This is a genomic window from Maribacter aurantiacus (assembly GCF_005780245.1).
GTDB classification, from domain to species: domain Bacteria; phylum Bacteroidota; class Bacteroidia; order Flavobacteriales; family Flavobacteriaceae; genus Maribacter; species Maribacter flavus.
Genome location: NZ_VBUK01000014.1, coordinates 30,880 through 50,875 on the forward strand (window position 1 = coordinate 30,880; position 19,996 = coordinate 50,875).

Here is a 19,996-nt window from a genome sequence, read left to right on the forward strand (position 1 = left end):
TTAATGGAAGCTATTTTGGGTAAATATTTGCCGGAACGATCTGTACATCCCTGTCTGCAACTCATTAAGGATAATGGTGTGCATCTTAAAATTGTAAACGAAAGGGTTACCAGACATGGGGATTATAGGAGGCTTCCCGATGGTAAACACATCATTACCGTAAACGCTACCCTCAATAAATATCGGTTTTTAATTACCTTGGTTCATGAAATTGCGCATTTGGTCGCTTTTGAAAAATATGGCCGCAGGATTAAACCGCACGGGTTGGAGTGGAAAAGAACGTTTCAATATTTAATGTTACCTTTTTTACGACCGGAAATTTTTCCGTCCAAATTATTGCCCTTGTTGGCCATCCATTTTAAAAACCCCAAGGCAAGCAGTAGTACGGATGCAAGATTGTCAATGGCCTTACAGCAATTTGATGCGCAAGAAAATGACAAAACATACGTTTTTCAATTACCTTTTGGAAGTGTTTTCAGGATATATAATGGAAAGCTATTCAAGAAAGGCAATAAAAGAGTTAAGAGATTTGAATGCGTTGAGGTCAAGACGGGAAGGGTATACCTTTTTCAGCCCAATGCGGAGGTGGAACTTATAACCAGTTAACATGAACAAAAATTATTATGCCGTTTTAATGGCAGGAGGTGTGGGCTCAAGATTCTGGCCCATAAGTACAACGGATTATCCCAAGCAATTCCATGATATGTTGGGCACGGGTGAAACGCTCATTCAAAAGACCTTTCAAAGGCTGAATAAGTTCGTTCCAACCGAGAATATTCTAATTTTAACCAATGAACGCTACAACGATTTGGTTTTGGAACAGTTGCCCATGGTATCTCAAGAGCAGGTGGTTTTGGAACCTGCCATGCGAAATACCGCTCCGTGTATCCTTTACGCGGCCCTCAAGATTCAGAAAATGAACCCCAATGGGGTAATGATCGTGGCGCCTAGCGACCATTGGATCGAGGACGAAGAGGCTTTTGCCGCGGACGTTACGGCTTGCTTCGATAAATGTGAAAAGGAAAAAGTGCTTTGTACATTGGGTATAAAACCCACATTTCCCAATACCGGATTTGGATATATCGAGTTTGATAAATCCGATGATAACCAAATCAAAAAGGTAAATCAATTCAGGGAAAAGCCCGATTATAAAACGGCCAAGGAATTTTTGGTTCAGGGGAATTTTTTGTGGAATGCCGGTATTTTCATGTGGAGCGTTAGAACGATCGTAGATGCCTTTAAGGAGTATCAGTCAACCCAATTCCATTTATTCCATGATGGGCTTTCCTGTTTGAATACATCCGAAGAAAAAATTTTTATTGCCGAAAATTATCCGAAAGCTGAAAATATTTCCATTGACTATGCTATTTTGGAAAAGTCCGATGCCATTTTTGTTCTAGAAGCCACATTTGATTGGAACGACCTTGGCACGTGGGGTTCCTTGTTCGATAAATTGAACAAGGACAACATGGGCAACGCAGTCGTCAACGCCCAACTTTCGGCCGAGGATGCCACAGGGAATATGATCCGTACCCCTAAAGACAAGATAGTAGTTGTTGACGGGCTGAAGGATTACATCATAGTGGACAAGGAAGAAGTATTGTTAATTTATCCAAAAGCCAAGGAGCAGGATATTAAAAAGGTACTAAATTCGGTCAAGGAAAATTTTGGTGATAAGTACGCGTAACTATGCAGGATAAATTCGGTCAGGACAACGTTACTCCAACGGACAATACCCCGGATAGCGGGGACGAGGTAAAAAGGGACTTTCAGGGACTTTTGGGCAGTATAAAAAAGTTTCTTCTGGAATTGCTGGACATAAGGACCAACACGGACCAGGACGCCACTAGGGAAGCGATCATTGCAGATATTCCCTTTAAGGGACATACCTCATGGATCCTTGTTTGCTCCATCTTTATTGCCTCCATCGGGTTGAACGCAAACTCTACTGCGGTAGTTATTGGCGCTATGTTAATTTCTCCCCTAATGGGCCCAATTTTAGGTATTGGGCTTTCCGTAGGTATCAATGATATCGATACCCTAAAAAGGTCTTTAAAGAATTTTGGGGTGATGGTGGTTTTAAGCGTGCTGACCGCTTTTCTTTTTTTCAGGTTCTTTCCGCTGCGGGACGAGTCTTCTGAACTTTTGGCAAGAACGGCCCCGGATATACGGGACGTGTTGATCGCATTTTTTGGTGGATTGGCATTGGTAATCGCAAGGGCGAAAAAAGGAACCATTGCAAGTGTCATCTTTGGTGTGGCCATCGCGACAGCCTTGATGCCTCCATTATGCACCGTTGGCTTTGGATTGGCAATTGGTAATTGGGACTATGCTAGTGGGGCCATGTACCTATTCACCATAAACACCATCTTCATTGCACTGGCCACCTTTCTGGTGATTAAGTTGTTGCGTTTTCCAATGGTACGCTATGTCAACTCAAAACGAAGAAAATTCATCGCAAGGCTGGCCTCTGCTGTGGCCATTGCGGTCATGATTCCCGCGAGCATCACGTTTTGGAACGCGTTACAGGAATCTTTGTTCAGGAAACAGGCCACTATTTTTATCGATGAGAATGTGGTGCCCTATCAATTTTCAGGTCAGGGAAGGTTTTTGGAGAATTTCACGGATTTGGAATATAACAACGGGGAGAATTCTACAATAGAACTGGTTTTTATGGGCAATGAGGTCATTCCCGATAATATAATTGCTACCTGGCGTGCCCAATTAGCGGATAACCCCCGACTGAAGGACACCGATCTGCAGATTATACAAGGTGGGCAAAGCGAGGAGGTAAACCAGCTCAAATACATTAATGAACTGTACGAGACCCAGAAGAACCAGCTGAGCAGCAAGGACGAAAAAATTGCCTTTTTGGAAAGTGAATTGTCAAGATTAAGCAAAGGGGCAGTAGGTCAGATTCCGTTTAAAGAAATAAGTATGGAAGCCAAAACAAATTATGAGAATTTGGAACGCCTGGGATATTCTTATTTAATAGCAACGGATTTCCAAAAGACGGATACCATACCGGTTTTCGAAATTACTTGGAAAAAGGAAGCCAGGAGAAACCAAACGGTCAAGGATACCCAAAAGTTATTGAATTGGCTCAAGCTTCGTTTGAACAATGACAATATTCAGGTAAAGGAAGTAATGGAGGATTAATTTCGTTCCTCAATGTACATCTGCCGTACTTTTTTAAAAAGATCGGAAGAATAGACAAAATTGGTGACCGCCTCGTTCTCGGTCTTGAATATTTCGTTCTTTGTGCCTTCCCATTCCTTAAGACCATCTTTTAAGAATAGAATTTTTTCTCCAATCTGCATTACGGAATTCATGTCATGGGTATTGATTATCGTAGTAATGTTATATTCTTCCGTAATCTCCTTGATAAGATCATCGATGAGGATAGCCGTCTTTGGATCTAATCCAGAATTGGGTTCGTCACAAAATAGGTACTTGGGGTTCATAACGATGGCCCTGGCAATAGCGACACGTTTCTGCATTCCTCCGGAAATTTCTGCCGGAAATTTATTATGGGCATCCACCAAGTTTACCCGTTTCAAAACGGTATTTACCCGATCGTCCATTTCAGATGCCGATTGTTTTGTGAACATTTCCAAAGGAAATTTCACATTGCCGGCTACAGTCATACTATCGAACAGGGCACTTCCCTGGAAGACCATGCCCATTTCCTGCCTTAAATCGCGTTTCTCGTTTTCGGTGAGGTCTGAATATTTTTTTCCGTCGTAGACAATGCTTCCTTTTTCCGGAGAAAACAACCCCAAAAGGCATTTGAGGAATACCGTTTTTCCGGAGCCACTTTGACCTATAATCAAATTGGTCTTGCCATTTTCAAAGGTGGTGGAGATACCTTTTAAAATATGTGCGTCACCAAAGGATTTATGTATGTTGTTCACCTCGATCATTAGCCTAAAAGTAGTTGGGTTAGCAAATAGTTCAAAATGATTATGACCACGCTGGTCCAGACAAAGGACGTGGTACTGGCCTTTCCTACTTCCAGGGCCCCGCCTTTCATATAGTATCCATGAAAGGAAGGTATGGTGGCTATGATGAATGCAAAGATCAGTGTCTTAATGAACGCGTAGGCAATATGAAAGGGAATAAAATCGGTCTGAAGCCCGGTCACAAAGTCGGTACTCGTTAAAAATCCGCCAAACACCCCAGCGAGCCAACCTCCAAAAATTCCAACATACATGGAAATGGCAATCGCAAAAGGGTAAAAGAGCATCGCAATGATTTTTGGGAATACCAAATAGTTCAAGGAATTTACGCCCATGACTTCCAAGGCATCTATTTGTTCCGTGACCCGCATGGTTCCAATGCTCGAAGTGATGTAAGAACCCACTTTTCCCGCCATGATTATGGATACGAACGTAGGTGCAAATTCCAATATAACGGACTGCCTTGTGGCAAATCCAATGAGACTTCTTGGAATGATGGGATTCGTGAGATTCAGTGCGGTCTGTATGGCAACAACGGCGCCAATAAAAAAGGAAATGAAGATAATGATGCCAAGTGATCCGTACACTAGTTCATCTACTTCTTTTAAAATCAGGGATTTCATTATGCGCCATTTGGTGGGCTTCTTAAAAACCTCTACGACCATCATGGAATAGCTGCCAATCGACGCTAAATAATTCATCCCTTTAAAATAGATTTGTTACGGTAAAAATAACAATAATGGATTTGATTTAACTTCCAATTAATTTTTTCAGGGCTATTTTCTTTATTTTTACGCCTTAATATTTTAGGCATGACCTTTCGTTTCACAACTGTATTACCCAGTATTTTTACCATCCTATTGATTTGTTTCCAAGGCTATTCCCAACGTAAGAACAAGGTTGAGGAGCCTGATGCATTGAGAACCAAGCCTAAATTGGTCGTTGGGATTATTGTGGACCAGATGCGGTACGACTATCTGACCCGCTTTTATAATCAATATGAAGAAGGGGGATTTAAAAGAATGGTGGAAGAGGGTTTCAACTGTAAGAACAACCATTTTAACTATGCCCCAACCAGTACGGGACCTGGGCATACATCGGTTTATACCGGCACCACTCCGGCTACGCATGGTATTATTGGCAATGAATGGTACGACAAAGAAAATGATGTGGATGTGTATTGTGCATCGGACGATAGGTATGTATCCGTGGGTACCACTTCAGATGCCGGCCAAATGTCCCCGCATAGAATGACCGTTACGACCATAACGGATGAACTCAGATTACATACGCAAATGAGGGGAAAGACCATCGCCATCGCCCTTAAGGATAGAGGAGCCGTACTCCCTGGCGGACATACCGCCAATGCCGCGTATTGGTTTCATGGCAAAAATGAGGGTAAGTGGATTACGAGCAGCTACTATATGGATGCCCTTCCAAAATGGGTGGAAGATTTTAATAGTTCTGGAGTCGCCCAATCCTATAAAAAAGGATGGAACACCTTGAAGGATATAATTACCTATGTAGAAAGTGGCGTGGACGACAATGCTTTTGAAGGACTATTTGATGGTGAAACCTCGTCGTCATTCCCTCACAACCCTCAAGACCTGTTGGACAAAAACAATAATTTTGAGATCATAAAGGCAACTCCCTACGGCAATAGCATCACGACCGATTTTGCCATTGAGGCCCTAGTACGTGAACAATTGGGCCAGGACGAGATTACTGATTTTTTGGCGGTCAGCTATTCAAGCACGGATTATGTCGGACACATGTTTGGGGTGAACTCCAAGGAAGTGGAGGATACCTATATCCGTTTGGATTTGGATTTGGCCCGACTCTTCAAGGCTTTGGATAAAAATGTGGGCGAAGGGGAGTACACCGTCTTTTTGACGGCAGACCACGCTGCAATCGACGTGCCATCATATCTAATATCGACAAGAATTCCCGCCGGTTATGTGGACAATAGCACTACAAAGGAAAAGTTTACGGAGTTTTTAAGATATACCTATGGAACCGAGGAAATCGTAAAGAATTTTTCAAATTATCAAATTTTTCTGGATCATAAGATTGTAAAAAATCTGGATTTGGAAATCAAGGATGTGCAGGAAGCTATAGCCAAGGAGTTTTTAAGCTATGATTACGTGGATCGCGTGTATACCGGCTATCAAATGTGGCAAAATAATTATTCCTCCGGTATTCCCTATATTCTGCAAAATGGGTACAACCAAAAAAGATCAGGGGATGTACTTCTTGTCCTAAAACCGGGAACCATTACCTATCCTAAAACGGGTTCCACCCATGGATCGCCCCAAATTTATGATACCCACGTACCTTTACTGTTCTTTGGAAAGGGGATACAAAAGGGAAGTACTGTGGAGCGAACCGAAATTCCAGATATCGCCCCTACAATTTCATCTTTGTTGGGAATCGCTTTTCCCAGTGGAACAACAGGAAAGCCCCTTTCAGAGGTATTGGAATAAATAAGGTCATGAACGATAATCCCATAGGTATTTTTGACTCCGGTATTGGGGGTACTTCCATTTGGAAGGAAATACAAACCCTTATGCCTTATGAACATTGTATCTATTTGGCAGATAGTAAAAACGCTCCTTACGGTGAAAAACCGAACGAGGAAATCCTACAACTGAGTATTAAGAATACCGAGTATTTGATTCAACGGGGATGCAAGTTGATCGTTGTCGCCTGTAATACCGCTACAACAAACGCCATAGATTATCTCAGGAACTCGTACGATATTCCATTTATAGGCATTGAACCGGCCATCAAACCTGCGGCCTTAAACTCCAAGTCCAAGAAAGTTGGAATTTTGGCCACTAAGGGAACCTTGTCCAGTGCCTTGTTCCATAGCACAAGCCAAAATCATGCAGCTGGGATCGAGGTTATTGAAAGACAAGGAAAGGGATTGGTAGAATTGATCGAAAAAGGTGATATGGAAAGTGATTCCTTAAAACAGCTTTTATATCAGTTTGTACAACCTATGTTGGAAAAGGGCATTGATTACCTGGTACTTGGCTGTACCCATTATCCATATTTAATACCGATTTTAAGGGAAATATTGCCCCCTGGCGTACAGATAATCGATTCTGGCGAGGCCGTGGCAAGGCAGACCAAAGCAATCCTGGCCAAACAACATCTTCAAAATAGTTTGAATGCTTTTGGCAGGTATCAATTTTATACAAATGGAAATTTGGAAGTGCTGGAAAGGTTTGTCTTAAACGCTGCTCCTAACGTAACGGCCCAATACTTGGACTTTTAATTGTTAGAATCTCCTAAATTTATTGCTTCGTTATTTTTTCTCGTATAGGTACGATAGGTGAAATCGTATTCATGGTTCTCATCTTTTGGATGGTATTCCTCGGCCACCAACTCCCAAACAGTAGCGTAGATAGGCGGGAAGAAGGTATCTGCGTTAAAAGTACCATGAACCCTTGTGAGTTCGATACCATCGGCATATTTTTCTCCAAGTCTATATATTTCTCCGCCACCAATAATATATGCTTTTTCTTCGTTGACTAGGTCCAGGGCTTCTTCCAAGGAATGCACAACGATGCAATCGGGAAAAGACACCTTGTAGTTTTTGTCACGGGTAATGATAATATGCAACCTATTGGGCAAGGGCTTCGGAAAGCTTTCAAATGTTTTTCTACCCATGATAATCTTATGTCCGGAGGTCAATCGTTTGAACCTCTTGAAATCATCGGGAAGATGCCAAAGCAAATCATTATCCCTTCCGAGGGAATCATCCTCACCTGCGGCAGCAATCATTATTATATTTTTTTCGGCCTTCATGTAGCTATGCTTGAACAAAAAACGAGCCATATAAATTGCTATGGCTATCTTTATAATTCAAAGTTACGGATTTGTACAGATAGATAGCTGCTGTTTTGAAAAGCGAACAAATGTGTTCCAAAAAAGAAACGATTAATGGATAAAATAAAAAAGGAGTTTCCCCTGCTAAGAAAGTGTACCTATTTAAATACGGCCGTTTTTGGGCCATTGTATGATTCCTTGATCGATTGGAGACAGGAACATGATTTGGATGCTTTACTACATGGTAGTGAACTATGGGAACAGACACTTAAAACCTTATCCGATACGCGTGAAAAAATTGGGCAATTTTTTAATTGCGACCGGGAAGGGGTCGCTTTGGTATATAATTATTCCTTGGGAATGAACTTATTATTGGAGGGGTTACAGGCGAAAAGGAATGTTCTGCTTTTGGAGAACGACTATCCTTCCGTGAACTGGCCCTTTGAGAGTAGGGAGTTTGCTATTACAACTTTGGGAATTACCTCCGATTTTGAGGAAAGAATATCCGAGGCTGTCAAAAAAAAGCATATCGATGTATTTGCCTTTAGCATTGTGCAATGGCTGGACGGATTTTTAATCGATTTGGAGTTCATCAAAAAACTAAAACGTGACAACCCAAACCTTTTGATTATTGCCGATGGTACACAGTTTTGTGGAGCCATGTCCTTTGATTTTAAAGCTTCGGGAATCGATGTTTTGGGGGTTAGCGGCTATAAATGGCTCCTGTCCGGTTATGGAAATGGGTTTATGCTCTTTGCCGACAATCTGGAGAACGAGATCAAGGTACCTACTACAGGGTTTAATGCAGCGCATGGAAATTTCGACAATAAGGAAACCATGGCCCTCGCAAAAAAGTTTGAGCCTGGTCATTTGTCCAGTTTGAACTTTGGAAGTCTAAAATTCTCCTTGGATTTTTTGGACTCCATTGGAATGGAACAGATTACTCAGCATAATCAAAATATGTCCAAAAAATTAAAAGAAGCTTTAAATGGCATGGGCTTATTACAGAAACATATAGTCGACAGGGAAGCCCATAGTACCATATTTAATATAAAGGCAGGTCAAAAAGTGTTTAAGACCTTGTCTGACAATGACATATTGTGCGCTATGCGGGGAGACGGAATTAGGGTGAGCTTTAACTTCTATAATGGAATGGATGACTTTGAACATCTTATAAAAGTCTTAAAAACATCCTATTGATAATTACCTACTTGCAACATTTGAAAGACATTATTTTTGGACAGTCGTTAATTTCAGCTAAATTTTTGCCAATTTCATAAAAATGACATTAACCGTTGACAATGAGGAGTTTAATGCCGTAGCTTTGCCCTAAATTTAAAAACTAAAATCATGGCAATCGCAAAACAATATCTAAAGACAAAACCGGTTTGTAAGGTAACTTTTACAGTTCCTGCAGAGGATGCTAAGAAAGTGGCCGTAGTAGGTGACTTTAACGATTGGAGCCCTAAGGGAAGCACATTGAAAAAATTAAAAAACGGAACTTTTAAGGGAACTTTTGACCTTCCAAAGGAAAGTACGTTCGAATTTAAATACTTGGTAGACGGCACTTATGTAAACGAAACTGAGGCGGACCGTTACCAGTGGAACGATTATGCCGGTTCTGAAAATGCGGTATTGGAGTTGTAAATAATTTTAAACTAGATAATTAAGGGAACTTTTTAAGTTCCCTTTTTTTGTTATAAAGGCATGGCCTGCTGCAACCCATGTACGGGAAGGGTAAACGTAAACTTGGCACCGTCATTGGGAGTGCTGTCGACTTTGATGGTGGAATTGTGGAGTTCCACAATTTTTCTAACAATGGCCAATCCCAGTCCGGCCCCTTCATTTTTCTTCCCGGATTTTGTTTGTCTGTACCGTTCAAAAATTAGGGCTTGGTTCTCGGTTTGTATTCCTGGACCACTATCCTTGATGTGAATTTCCACATGCTCATTTTTCTTTAAAATACCAATGGTAATCGTTCCATCGTCTGGCGTAAATTTCAGGGCATTGTCCATGAGATTCTGAATGGCCCGTTCCACGAGTGAGATATCGGCAAAAACCAATGGAAGGTTATCATCCATGTTTAAATCCAGATGTATATTCTTTTTTTGTGCTAAAATCGCATAGTTGCTGTAAATGTCGTTGGCCAGTTCACTTATTAGAAAAGGTTCCTTTTTTGGTTCGATTTGATTGGCTTCCAGTTTGGAATATTCAAAAAGCTGTGTAATCAATTTGGCCAATCGTTTGCTACCGTTTTCTATAGTGTTCAGGTAATGGTCTTTTTGTTCCTGTGTAAGTTCTTTGCCCTTCATCTGTAGGGTTTCAATATATCCCTGTATAATGGCAAGGGGAGTTCTGAGGTCATGGGAAATATTGGCGATTAGCTCCCTTCGTAAACTTTCAATGGATTGCAATTTGTTCATGTCCTCAAGGATGGTATCGGCCATTTCGTTGAAGGTAGTGGTGACCGTAGCAAGGTCCGATTTTTCCGCATCCTTTATTCTATATTGAAGGTCGCCTTGTTGAAACCGTCTTGTGGCATGGACCAGTTCCCGCAAGTTTTTGGTAAGGTACCATACTGAGAGTATGGCCAAAAGCGAAGTGAACAATAGGGTCAACATCAAGTTGCCAAGCCCCATTTTTAGGATATAGCTTCCAAACAACAATTCCCTAGTGTTTAAAAAATCCCTGCCCGCCAGTAAAATATAAATATATCCTTCCATATTTTCTTTTTGGAATTTGGCTGCTGAAAAAACCTGTTTTTTGGACGGGTCCTTTGGGTCCTCTCCCAAAAAGTATCCTTGGCCTTTGTTTTCAATAAACGTATTTATAGGTTCTAAGGAAATCTTCCTGTTGTTGGTCTCAGGGGCCTCATGGTCCAATACTATGGAATATTGAACCACTCCTCCAGGGTTTAACAAATACACTTCAATAGCTCTGTTTACGGCCATCATATCGTGCATGATATCACCAAACAAGGCTTTGTTGATTTCCCCGTTTCCTTGGAACGGACTTTCATTGGTGAATTTTTCGTCGATGAGATCTTGGGCCAAGTTGGCATGCAACCGTTGCGTGGTTTCCGCATAATATTTTTCCGATAGGTATACTGAAGAAATCGTATATGCAATTCCGGCCACCACCAATATGGCCAAAAAGGAGAGGATTAGTTTCCGAATCAAGGAAATGGAAAGAAGGGAATTTTTCATCTATATTTTATTATAAACCTATGGTTTAAGTGTTTAATATCTTGTTATTTACCTACCTTTAACTGACCAATGTCCGTAATAGGCCTTCATAAGTCTTCGTTGAATTTGTACCCGATACCCCATGTTGTCAATATGTATTTTGGATTGCCCATATCAGGCTCTATTTTAGAACGTAACCTATTGATATGGGAGTTGACCGTATGTTCATACCCATCAAAATCATAGCCCCAGACAAGGTTTAAGAGTTTTTTACGGTCGTAGCTTTTTCCGGGGTTGGAGGATAATAGTACCAATAGCTCAAACTCCTTTGGGGAAAGGTCCACCCGCTGTCCGTCCAAGGTTATTTTTCTTGTTTCTATGTTTATGGATAATTGGCCAAAATGGTTCACTTTTTCTATACTTTCATCGGTAGTGTGGGAGGTCATTTTTTGTCTTCTGAAAATGGCCTTGACACGGGCAATGAATTCCCGTACACTAAAGGGTTTGGTCAGATAATCGTCCGCGCCAATTTCCAGGCCCAGTACCTTGTCAATCTCTTCGGATTTGGAAGTGAGCATGATGATGGGTGTTTCAATATTCTTGGCCCTTAGCTTTTGGCATATTTCCACGCCGTCCATTCCAGGCAGCATAATGTCCAGGATGATTAGGCTGAAATCCTTTTCCAAGGCATTGATGAATCCTTCATCTCCCCGTTGTGAGGATACTACCTCACAGTTTAAATCTTTTAAATGTATTTCCAGAAGATGGACGATTTCGATATCATCCTCTATAATCAGAACTCTTTTCATAACAGCGAAATAAAGGAATAGTTATCACGAAACCTTCACAAGCATTGGGAATGCACTCTATTGTAGGTAATTGGGTCGGTATAAGCCTTTTTTACTTTCATTTTTTCGAAAAAATTTCACGAGTGAGGGAAAAACAGTATTTAAAAATTGATTTTTCCGTGACTTTTCTGTTACAGCTAACGGGTTCCTTTGCCAAGAATCTAAAAAACAATTGATTATGAAAACACTAAAAACACTATTATTTCTATCCCTTATCATGGTTATGGTTGGCTGTAAGAATGATGAGGATGAACCCATTGCAACAACGGTTACGGCCGGTACCTTATCGGGCGGACCTTTTTCATTTACCGTGGATGGAATCCCGGACATGGTCACCAATATCACATTGGACGCCACCAATCTTTTCGGAAGTTTACAAACTTTTGTGATTACGGATGATAGTAAGAATATCCTGGGCCTTCCGCCCAATATGGCGGCTTTGGAAGGGGTCGATTTTGATGGGGCGGGTGTCGGATCGTGCTATATTTATCATTTGGCCTACGAAGAAGGGCTGTCAGGCTTGGAGCCAGGTATGAATTTGGACAATCTTAACGGTGATTTTGCACTGTCAAACTTTTTAATGGTGAGTAGAAGTGGGTTGGATGCCGGAACCCTTGTAGGTGGGCCCTTCGAATTTTTGGTCGATGGTATCCCGGATATGGTTACGGAGTTATCCTTGGACGACTCACAGTTGAACGGGGATATGCAAACGTATGTAATTACCGATGATATGGGTGGAATTTTAGGATTGCCCCCAACGTTGGAGGCCGTATTGGGCGTTGATTTTGATGGTGCTGGCGAAGGTACTTGTTTTATATACCATTTGACCTACAGCGGAACTTTGATGGGCCTGGAAGCGGGTATGAATATCAACGATTTTCAGGGTGAATTCGATTTATCCAATTCCATAGAGGTAAATAGGGTGGGTCTGGATGCCGGACTACTTTCAGGCGGACCCTATGAATTTGTGGTCGATGGAAAAACCGACAATGTAACTTCCCTTTCTTTTGACGGGTCGAATGTAAACGGTGAACTTTCCTCTTTTGTGATTACCGATGCAGATTTGAACATCTTGGAATTGCCCCCAACGTTGGAGGCGGTAAAAGGAGTCGATTTTGATGGTGCAGGGGTAGGAGTGTGCCTCATTTGGCATATAAGCTATCAAGAAGGGCTCATGGGGCTTGAAGCAGGCGGCAATGCTGCGGCCTTGAACGGTGTTTTCGCACTTTCAAACTCGATTGAGGTAAATCGATTGGCTTTGAATGCAGGAAAATTGGAAGGCGGTCCATACGAGTTTACGGTAGATGGCTCGCCCGATATGGCAACCGGACTTTCATTGGATGCCTCCGGTCTTAATGGAAGCAATCAAAGGTTTATCATTACCGATGCCGATTTGAACATTTTAGGGCTGCCCCCAACCTTGGAGGCCGCTAAAGGGGTCGATTTTGACGCCGCCGGGGAAGGAATTTGCCTCATTTGGCATATCACCTATGAAGACGATATCATGGGATTGGAAGCAGGAGCCAATGCCGGAAACCTGCAAGGCAACTTTGCCCTTTCCAATTCCATCATGGTCACCAGAAATGCACTGAATGCCGGTGCCTTGGAAGGAGGTCCCTTTATGTTCACGGTGGACGGAACACCGGATATGGTCTCTGGGATTACCTTGGATGAAACCGATTTAAACGGTATGAAACAAACCTACGTCATTACGGATGATAGCGGTAAGATATTAGGCTTGCCCCCAACCTTGGAAGCCGTTGAAGGGGTCGATTTTGATGGTGCTGGCGTAGGTATCTGCTTTATTTGGCACCTAACATATAGTGATGGACTAATGGGCTTGGAGCCTGGCATGAACACGGCCGATTTGGATGGTTATTTCGACTTTTCCAATTCCATCCAAGTTACCAGAATGGCAATGGCCGATTGAAAAAGAAAATTTTAAAAAATTGATGGTATCATACCATCCAACGGCCAAAAAGCCCGAACCTTTAAAGGTTCGGGCTTTGTTTTGTTTCCAATGGCAAAAAACATTCGATTATTTCTTTTTGAATTAAATGTTGTTTTCTAAACTGCTACAACGCCCTTGATATGTGGATGTGGGTCATAATCCAATAGTGTGAAATCCTCGAACTTAAAATCGAAAATATCCGTTACGTTGGGGTTTAGGACCATTTTTGGTAAAGGGCGAGGTTGCCTACTCAATTGTAATTCCACTTGTTCCATGTGGTTGTTATAAATATGGGCATCACCAAACGTATGAATGAATTCTCCGGGTTCATAACCGCAGACCTGCGCCATCATCATGGTAAAAAGGGCATAGGAAGCAATGTTGAAGGGTACGCCCAAAAATATATCGGCGCTGCGTTGGTAAAGTTGGCAGGATAATTTTCCGTCCGCCACATAAAACTGAAAAAACGCGTGACAAGGGGGAAGGGCCGCTTTTCCATTGGCTACGTTTTCTGAAAACGATTTGGAGGTATCTGGCAACACACTTGGATTCCACGCGGATACCAACATACGTCGGCTATTTGGATTGTTTTTTAAGGTTTCCACGACCTCCTTTATCTGGTCGATTTCGTCGCCGTTCCAGTTTCGCCACTGATGTCCGTAAACCGGACCTAAGTCCCCGTTTTCATTGGCCCATTCGTTCCAGATACGAACCCCATTTTCCTGTAAATAGGCAATATTGGTGTCACCGTTCAAAAACCATAACAGCTCATAAATGATGGACTTTAGATGTAATTTCTTGGTAGTGACCATAGGGAATCCCTCACTCAGGTCAAACCGCATCTGATAGCCAAAAACGCTCAATGTTCCCGTACCGGTACGATCACCCTTTTGGTTCCCTTCGTTCAAAACATGCTTTAGTAAGTCGTGGTATTGTTTCATAAGCCCCCTAACCCCCAAAGGGGGGATTCCCTTTGGTTTATTTTTGTAAAAATAAGGAATGCCCATTGGTCTTTATCCAAATCACTCTAGGCTTTTATTAAAATTTATTAACGGCAAATTGTGGTTCCCCCTTTGGGGGTTAGGGGGCTTCACCCCAAAATCATTCCGGCAATAGTGGCCGATAGTAGTGAAGCTAAGGACCCACCCAAAACTGCCTTCATTCCAAACTCCGACAAGGTTTTGCGCTGTCCCGGGGCCAAGGAGCCAATTCCCCCAATTTGAATACCGATGGAAGCAAAGTTCGCAAAGCCACAAAGCATATAGGTAGCCATAATGATGGATTTTTGGTAGGACAGGCTTGGGGTAATGGCTACATTTTTTAACTCTGCCAATTGGGTATAGGCCACAAATTCGCTGGAAGCCAATTTGATGCCCAACAATTGGCCCATCAACGCGATGTCCTCGTTCGCCACGCCAATGAGCCACATCAATGGCGCGAAAATGGTTCCAAGAATGGCTTCCATGGAAAGTTTTTCAAATGACGAATGCTCCGCTACAAATTGATTTATGTTGGTTAAATCGCCAACATACCCAAAAATACCATTCAACATGGCAATAAAGGCTACAAAGACCAAAAGCATGGCGCCCACGTTCACTGCCAGTTTTAGTCCCTCGGTAGTACCGTTGGCTATGGCATCGAGCAAATTGGTCCCAATTTTCTCTGTAGAAACCTTTATGTTCGTATCCACCTCCTCGGTTTGTGGGCAAAGTATTTTTGAAACGACGATGGCCCCTGGAGCCGCCATGACGGATGCAGCGATCAGGTGCCTGGCGAATTCTAATCTGAGGGCTTCGTCATTTCCTCCCAAAAATCCTATGTAGGCCGCAAGTACCCCCCCGGCAACCGTGGCCATACCGCCGATCATTACCAATAGGATTTCAGATTTGGTCATGCGCTCCAAATAGGCTTTGATCATCAATGGTGCTTCGGTCTGCCCTAAAAATATATTCCCTGCTACCGAAAGGCTCTCGGGACCCGAGATTCCTAGGGATTTTGTCAACAGCCATGCTAAGCCCTTCACGATTTTCTGAATGATTCCCAAGTAAAAAAGTACGGATGTCAAAGCCGAAAAAAAGATGATCGTTGGTAGAATCTGAAAGGCGAATACGTACCCGATATTAGGGTTGTCAAGATTCATGAGATTTCCCAATAAAAACTGACTTCCGGCAACGGTAAAGTTTAAGATCTCGTTGAATATTTTCCCGAGTACAGTAAAAATGGCCCGGATAAACGGAACTTTTAATATACCAATGGCCAATGCCAATTGGATGGCAAGTCCTATGCCCACGGTCTTCCAATTGATGGCTTTTCGGTTGGAACTGAACAAAAACGCCAGACCGATCAATACCAGCATGCCCAGGATGCCGCGCCACAAACTGTGGAAAGAAAAACCTTCGTTGGGAATTGCTGAATTTAATTGTTTCTCCACAATGTCATTTAGGACAGTACTATCAACGGAATTTAGTAACGTCTCCGATGTATCCGGGGTTTGGGAAAACAATAGTACTGGAAAAAGGAAAAAAAGGAGAAGTTGAAGGCGGGGATTTTTTTTCATGCGCTAGGGCTTGTCCAATCAATTTCTTTTGGATATTTCATCCCGTAACTTTGCCGCTTTCTCGTAATCTTCATTGGCCACGGCCTTTTTGAGCTCTTGTTCCAGTTCGTCTATGGTCAATTCCGTATAGCCATCCGTAGCACCAGAATCTATTTCCACGGTTTCGCCCTCCTGCAGAATCTCATCTACAACGATACTATCGTCGCTCTCCTTTTTTTCGGTCTCCTTGGAGGAGAATTTCAAGAAGATACCCGCCTTATCCAAAATGGTCTTGTACGTAAAAATGGGGGCATTGAACCGAAGTGCCAAGGCAATGGCATCACTAGTCCTGGCATCTATAATCTCCTCAATTCCATCACGCTCACAGATAATACTGGAATAGAAAACCCCGTCCACCAGTTTATGGATGATTACCTGTTTGATGACGATGTCAAAACGGTCCGCAAAATTTTTAAAAAGGTCATGTGTCAAGGGCCTTGGCGGCTTAATTTCCTTTTCAAGGGCAATGGCTATGGACTGCGCTTCAAAAGCTCCAATGACAATGGGCAATTTACGGTCTCCCTCTACTTCGTTCAATATAAGGGCATAAGCGCCGTTTTGCGTTTGGCTGTAAGAAATCCCCTTTATTTTCAATCGTACTAAACTCATAAATCGTATAAACTAAAAAAGCTGTTCAAACACTTGGGACCCCAACTATTCGAACAGCCCTTTGTGGGGCACAAATTAACAAAAATTAGCTGTTTTGAGCTTTAAATTCCTTTAATTTTTCGATTAACGCAGGTACCACTTCAAACGCATCGCCCACGATTCCGTAATCCGCGGCCTTGAAAAATGGTGCCTCTGGATCGTTGTTGATGACCACTTTTGTTTTTGAGGCACTTACGCCCGCCAAGTGCTGTATGGCACCTGAAATTCCTATCGCAATGTACAGATTGCTCGCAACAGGTTTACCTGTTTGACCTACATGCTCGCCATGCGGTCTCCATCCAAGGTCCGATACCGGTTTGGAACACGCTGTGGCAGCACCTAAAACATCGGCCAATTCCTCGATCATTCCCCAGTTTTCTGGTCCTTTTAGCCCCCTTCCTGCGGATACGACGATATCCGCATCGGCGATGGTCGCCTTCCCTACCACCTTATCGATGTTCGTAGACTTGGTATTAAATTCCGAATCCAAGGATACATTAAAATCTTCCACCGATGCATCGGTAGGGATCTCCACCGTTCCAAAGGCATTGTTGGACACCCCAACGATTTTTATATCGGTATCGATAACCGTGTGCGCAAATCCCTTGTTGCTAAAAGCCGTTCTCTTCACCTGAAACGGGGAGAGGCTTTCTGGAGCCGCTACCACATTTGGGGCATACCCTGCTTTGAGTGTGGCCGCCAAAAGCGGGGCCATATATTTTGCATCTGAACTGGAGCTTACAAAGACCACCGTAGCGTTCTCAGCTTCTATAGCTTTGGAAACTACTTCTGCCGCGGCCTTTGCATTAAAAGGTTTTAGGGCTTCGTTCTGAACGTTTAACACCTTGGAAATACCATAGGTTCCCAAACTCTCATTTTCCGTACAATTGATGGAAACCGCCGTGGCCGTGGTACCCATTTGTTTGGCCACTTCAGCAGCATAGGAAGCGACTTCAAAAGCGTTCTTTTTAAATTTTCCGTTCTCTGATTCTGTATATACTATAACTGACATTTCTTTTATTTTTTTGTTTACCGCTTAGAAAAGCTTTTAAATTACCTTGGCTTCGTTGTGAAGTAAATCAACAAGCTCATCAACGGTTTCGGCGAGTTTTATTTCGCCTTTTGGCGCAGGCTTATCAAATTTTACATCTTCGGTGGCCTTGATACCTTCAATAGGTTCTACGACGTTCAATTTCTTTTGTCTGGCCATCATGATGCCACGCATGTTGGGTATTTTAAGATCACTTTCCTCTACCAGGCCTTTTTGTCCGCCCACAACTAAGGGTAGCGAAGTACTTAAGGTTTCCTTTCCTCCATCGATCTCGCGGATAGCCGTTACATTATCGCCATCGATATCAAGTTTGATGCAGGTATTGACAAAATTCATGTCCAGAAGGGAAGCAAGTATCCCAGGTACCATTCCTCCATTATAATCGATGGATTCCCTACCGCCGATTACCAAATCGTATCCGCCGTTCTTTACGACCTCGGCGAGTTGCTGGGCCACAAAGAATCCGTCTGTGGGCGTTGCGTTTACCCGTATGGCCTCATCGGCGCCAATGGCAAGGGCTTTTCGCATGGTAGGTTCAACACTTGCGTCCCCAACGGTGGCCACATGTACGGTGGCACCTTGTTGTTCCTTGAACCACATGGCCCTGGTAAGTCCAAACTCATCGTTTGGATTGATAACGAACTGCACCCCGTTGGTGTCAAATTTGGTGTCGCCATCCGTAAAGTTTATCTTGGAAGTAGTATCCGGTACATTACTTATACAAACTAGTACTTTCATTGAATAAATTCTTTTTTGTGTTGGAGACGAAGATAACCAATATTTTCCAAATTTACTATGCATGCATAGTAAATTTTATCACTTTTTTTAAAACGGCCATCCCATTAATTGATATATATTTTCCTATTTTTGCTTGCTTTCAATTGAAAGGTTAAAGACTATTATTTCTTAATGACATGAAAACATTACAGTTTAGAGAAGCTATTGCGGAGGCGATGTCCGAGGAGATGCGTAGGGACGAGTCCATCTATCTAATGGGCGAGGAGGTTGCCGAGTATAATGGGGCCTACAAAGCTTCCAAAGGTATGTTGGACGAATTTGGCCCTAAAAGGGTAATAGATACGCCTATTGCGGAATTGGGCTTTGCCGGGGTGGCGGTAGGTTCCACCATGACTGGCAACAGGCCCATCGTGGAATTCATGACCTTTAACTTTTCATTGGTTGGAATCGACCAAATCATAAACAACGCTGCCAAAATTAGGCAAATGTCCGGCGGACAGTTTCCATGTCCAATCGTTTTTAGGGGACCTACGGCCTCCGCAGGTCAATTGGCGGCAACGCATTCCCAGGCCTTTGAGAGTTGGTACGCCAACTGTCCTGGGTTGAAGGTGATCGTTCCTTCAAATCCGGCTGATGCAAAAGGATTATTGAAATCTGCAATCAGGGACGACGACCCCGTTATTTTTATGGAATCCGAGCAGATGTATGGCGATAAGGGCGAAGTGCCCGAGGGCGAATACACCATTCCTATTGGCGTGGCCGATATCAAAAGAGAAGGTAGCGACGTAACAATCGTTTCCTTTGGAAAAATTATCAAGGAGGCCTACAAAGCGGCCGATGAACTTGAAAAAGAGGGCATCAGCTGCGAAATAATCGACCTAAGGACCGTAAAACCTTTGGATTACGATGCTGTGGTAAAATCCGTAAAGAAAACGAACCGTTTGGTCGTCTTGGAGGAAGCTTGGCCTTTTGGTAATGTAGCCACGGAAATCACCTATCATATTCAGGCAAATGCCTTTGATTATTTGGATGCCCCCATCATAAAAATAAATACGGCGGATACCCCTGCACCATATTCTCCGGTATTGTTGGAGGAATGGCTGCCCAACCACGAAGATGTCATTAAGGCAGTTAAAAAAGTGTTATATAAATAATAGGAAGTTTTTGTAAAGTATCTTAGCTTCTT

At 42.7% G+C, this 19,996-nt stretch carries 19 protein-coding genes; 9 read left to right on the forward strand and 10 right to left on the reverse strand.

The annotated features are described in order from the left end of the window. Positions 1-3: 3 nt before the first annotated feature. The 3 genes from FEK29_RS16805 to FEK29_RS16815 are packed head-to-tail and all read left to right on the forward strand — an operon-like array spanning position 4 to position 3,159. Positions 4-606, forward strand: coding sequence for a SprT-like domain-containing protein (locus FEK29_RS16805; protein ID WP_138259598.1), 603 nt, complete (start codon positions 4-6; stop codon positions 604-606). Position 607: 1 nt separating this feature from the next. Further along, complete coding sequence (locus FEK29_RS16810) at positions 608-1,687, forward strand: mannose-1-phosphate guanylyltransferase (RefSeq protein ID WP_138259599.1); 1,080 nt, start codon at positions 608-610, stop codon at positions 1,685-1,687. 2 nt (positions 1,688-1,689) lie between these two features. After that, positions 1,690-3,159 (forward strand): DUF389 domain-containing protein, encoded by a 1,470-nt coding sequence (locus FEK29_RS16815; RefSeq protein WP_138259600.1) that lies wholly within the window; start codon positions 1,690-1,692, stop codon positions 3,157-3,159. Here FEK29_RS16815 and FEK29_RS16820 read toward each other — a convergent pair. Together FEK29_RS16820 and FEK29_RS16825 are read right to left on the reverse strand one after the other, a co-directional pair. Further along, the gene (locus tag FEK29_RS16820; protein ID WP_138259601.1) at positions 3,156-3,923 is read right to left on the reverse strand and encodes an ABC transporter ATP-binding protein; all 768 of its coding nucleotides are present in this window, start codon (positions 3,921-3,923) and stop codon (positions 3,156-3,158) included. The two genes, FEK29_RS16815 and FEK29_RS16820, sit on opposite strands and share 4 nt — an antisense overlap. Further along, the gene (locus tag FEK29_RS16825; RefSeq protein WP_138259602.1) at positions 3,923-4,660 is read right to left on the reverse strand and encodes an MlaE family ABC transporter permease; all 738 of its coding nucleotides are present in this window, start codon (positions 4,658-4,660) and stop codon (positions 3,923-3,925) included. The genes FEK29_RS16820 and FEK29_RS16825 overlap by 1 nt, the downstream gene beginning before the upstream one ends. Positions 4,661-4,771: 111 nt before the next feature. Here FEK29_RS16825 and pafA point away from each other — a divergent pair, with 111 nt between their 5' ends. Next, complete coding sequence (gene pafA, locus FEK29_RS16830) at positions 4,772-6,442, forward strand: alkaline phosphatase PafA (protein WP_138259603.1); 1,671 nt, start codon at positions 4,772-4,774, stop codon at positions 6,440-6,442. A gap of 8 nt (positions 6,443-6,450) precedes the next feature. Further along, positions 6,451-7,239, forward strand: a complete 789-nt coding sequence (murI, locus tag FEK29_RS16835) for a glutamate racemase (RefSeq protein ID WP_138259604.1) — start codon at positions 6,451-6,453, stop codon at positions 7,237-7,239. On the opposite strand, the gene FEK29_RS16840 is transcribed toward murI, so the two are convergent. After that, the gene (locus FEK29_RS16840) at positions 7,236-7,772 is read right to left on the reverse strand and encodes a dihydrofolate reductase (protein ID WP_240042776.1); all 537 of its coding nucleotides are present in this window, start codon (positions 7,770-7,772) and stop codon (positions 7,236-7,238) included. The genes murI and FEK29_RS16840 overlap by 4 nt on opposite strands. A gap of 135 nt (positions 7,773-7,907) precedes the next feature. On the opposite strand from FEK29_RS16840, the gene FEK29_RS16845 reads away from it, so the two are divergent. After that, entirely contained in the window at positions 7,908-8,993 is a 1,086-nt protein-coding gene (locus tag FEK29_RS16845; RefSeq protein ID WP_138259605.1) for an aminotransferase class V-fold PLP-dependent enzyme, read from the forward strand. A gap of 150 nt (positions 8,994-9,143) precedes the next feature. Further along, on the forward strand, positions 9,144-9,440 hold the full coding sequence (locus FEK29_RS16850) for an isoamylase early set domain-containing protein (protein WP_138259606.1): 297 nt from the start codon (positions 9,144-9,146) through the stop codon (positions 9,438-9,440). Between the two features lie 50 nt (positions 9,441-9,490). Here the strand turns inward: FEK29_RS16850 and FEK29_RS16855 are convergent, their stop codons facing one another. Continuing rightward, on the reverse strand, positions 9,491-10,999 hold the full coding sequence (locus FEK29_RS16855; RefSeq protein ID WP_138259607.1) for a sensor histidine kinase: 1,509 nt from the start codon (positions 10,997-10,999) through the stop codon (positions 9,491-9,493). An 86-nt stretch (positions 11,000-11,085) separates the two neighbouring features. After that, the gene (locus FEK29_RS16860) at positions 11,086-11,787 is read right to left on the reverse strand and encodes a response regulator transcription factor (RefSeq protein WP_138259608.1); all 702 of its coding nucleotides are present in this window, start codon (positions 11,785-11,787) and stop codon (positions 11,086-11,088) included. Positions 11,788-12,004: 217 nt separating this feature from the next. Between FEK29_RS16860 and FEK29_RS16865 the strand changes: the two genes are divergently transcribed. Beyond that, positions 12,005-13,756, forward strand: a complete 1,752-nt coding sequence (locus tag FEK29_RS16865) for a hypothetical protein (protein WP_240042777.1) — start codon at positions 12,005-12,007, stop codon at positions 13,754-13,756. Positions 13,757-13,893: 137 nt separating this feature from the next. On the opposite strand, the gene FEK29_RS16870 is transcribed toward FEK29_RS16865, so the two are convergent. The 5 genes from FEK29_RS16870 to FEK29_RS16890 form a co-directional block, all read right to left on the reverse strand. After that, the gene (locus FEK29_RS16870) at positions 13,894-14,718 is read right to left on the reverse strand and encodes a thymidylate synthase (RefSeq protein WP_138259609.1); all 825 of its coding nucleotides are present in this window, start codon (positions 14,716-14,718) and stop codon (positions 13,894-13,896) included. Between the two features lie 149 nt (positions 14,719-14,867). Further along, positions 14,868-16,334 (reverse strand): NupC/NupG family nucleoside CNT transporter, encoded by a 1,467-nt coding sequence (locus FEK29_RS16875; RefSeq protein ID WP_138259610.1) that lies wholly within the window; start codon positions 16,332-16,334, stop codon positions 14,868-14,870. Between the two features lie 18 nt (positions 16,335-16,352). Then, on the reverse strand, positions 16,353-16,982 hold the full coding sequence (locus tag FEK29_RS16880; protein ID WP_138259611.1) for a bifunctional nuclease family protein: 630 nt from the start codon (positions 16,980-16,982) through the stop codon (positions 16,353-16,355). 85 nt (positions 16,983-17,067) lie between these two features. Beyond that, entirely contained in the window at positions 17,068-18,033 is a 966-nt protein-coding gene (locus FEK29_RS16885; protein WP_138259612.1) for an electron transfer flavoprotein subunit alpha/FixB family protein, read from the reverse strand. Positions 18,034-18,069: 36 nt separating this feature from the next. Next, a complete protein-coding gene (locus FEK29_RS16890; RefSeq protein ID WP_138259613.1) occupies positions 18,070-18,810 on the reverse strand; it encodes an electron transfer flavoprotein subunit beta/FixA family protein in 741 nt (246 codons plus the stop codon). 176 nt (positions 18,811-18,986) lie between these two features. On the opposite strand from FEK29_RS16890, the gene FEK29_RS16895 reads away from it, so the two are divergent. Next, complete coding sequence (locus FEK29_RS16895) at positions 18,987-19,964, forward strand: pyruvate dehydrogenase complex E1 component subunit beta (protein WP_138259614.1); 978 nt, start codon at positions 18,987-18,989, stop codon at positions 19,962-19,964. Positions 19,965-19,996 lie beyond the last annotated feature (32 nt).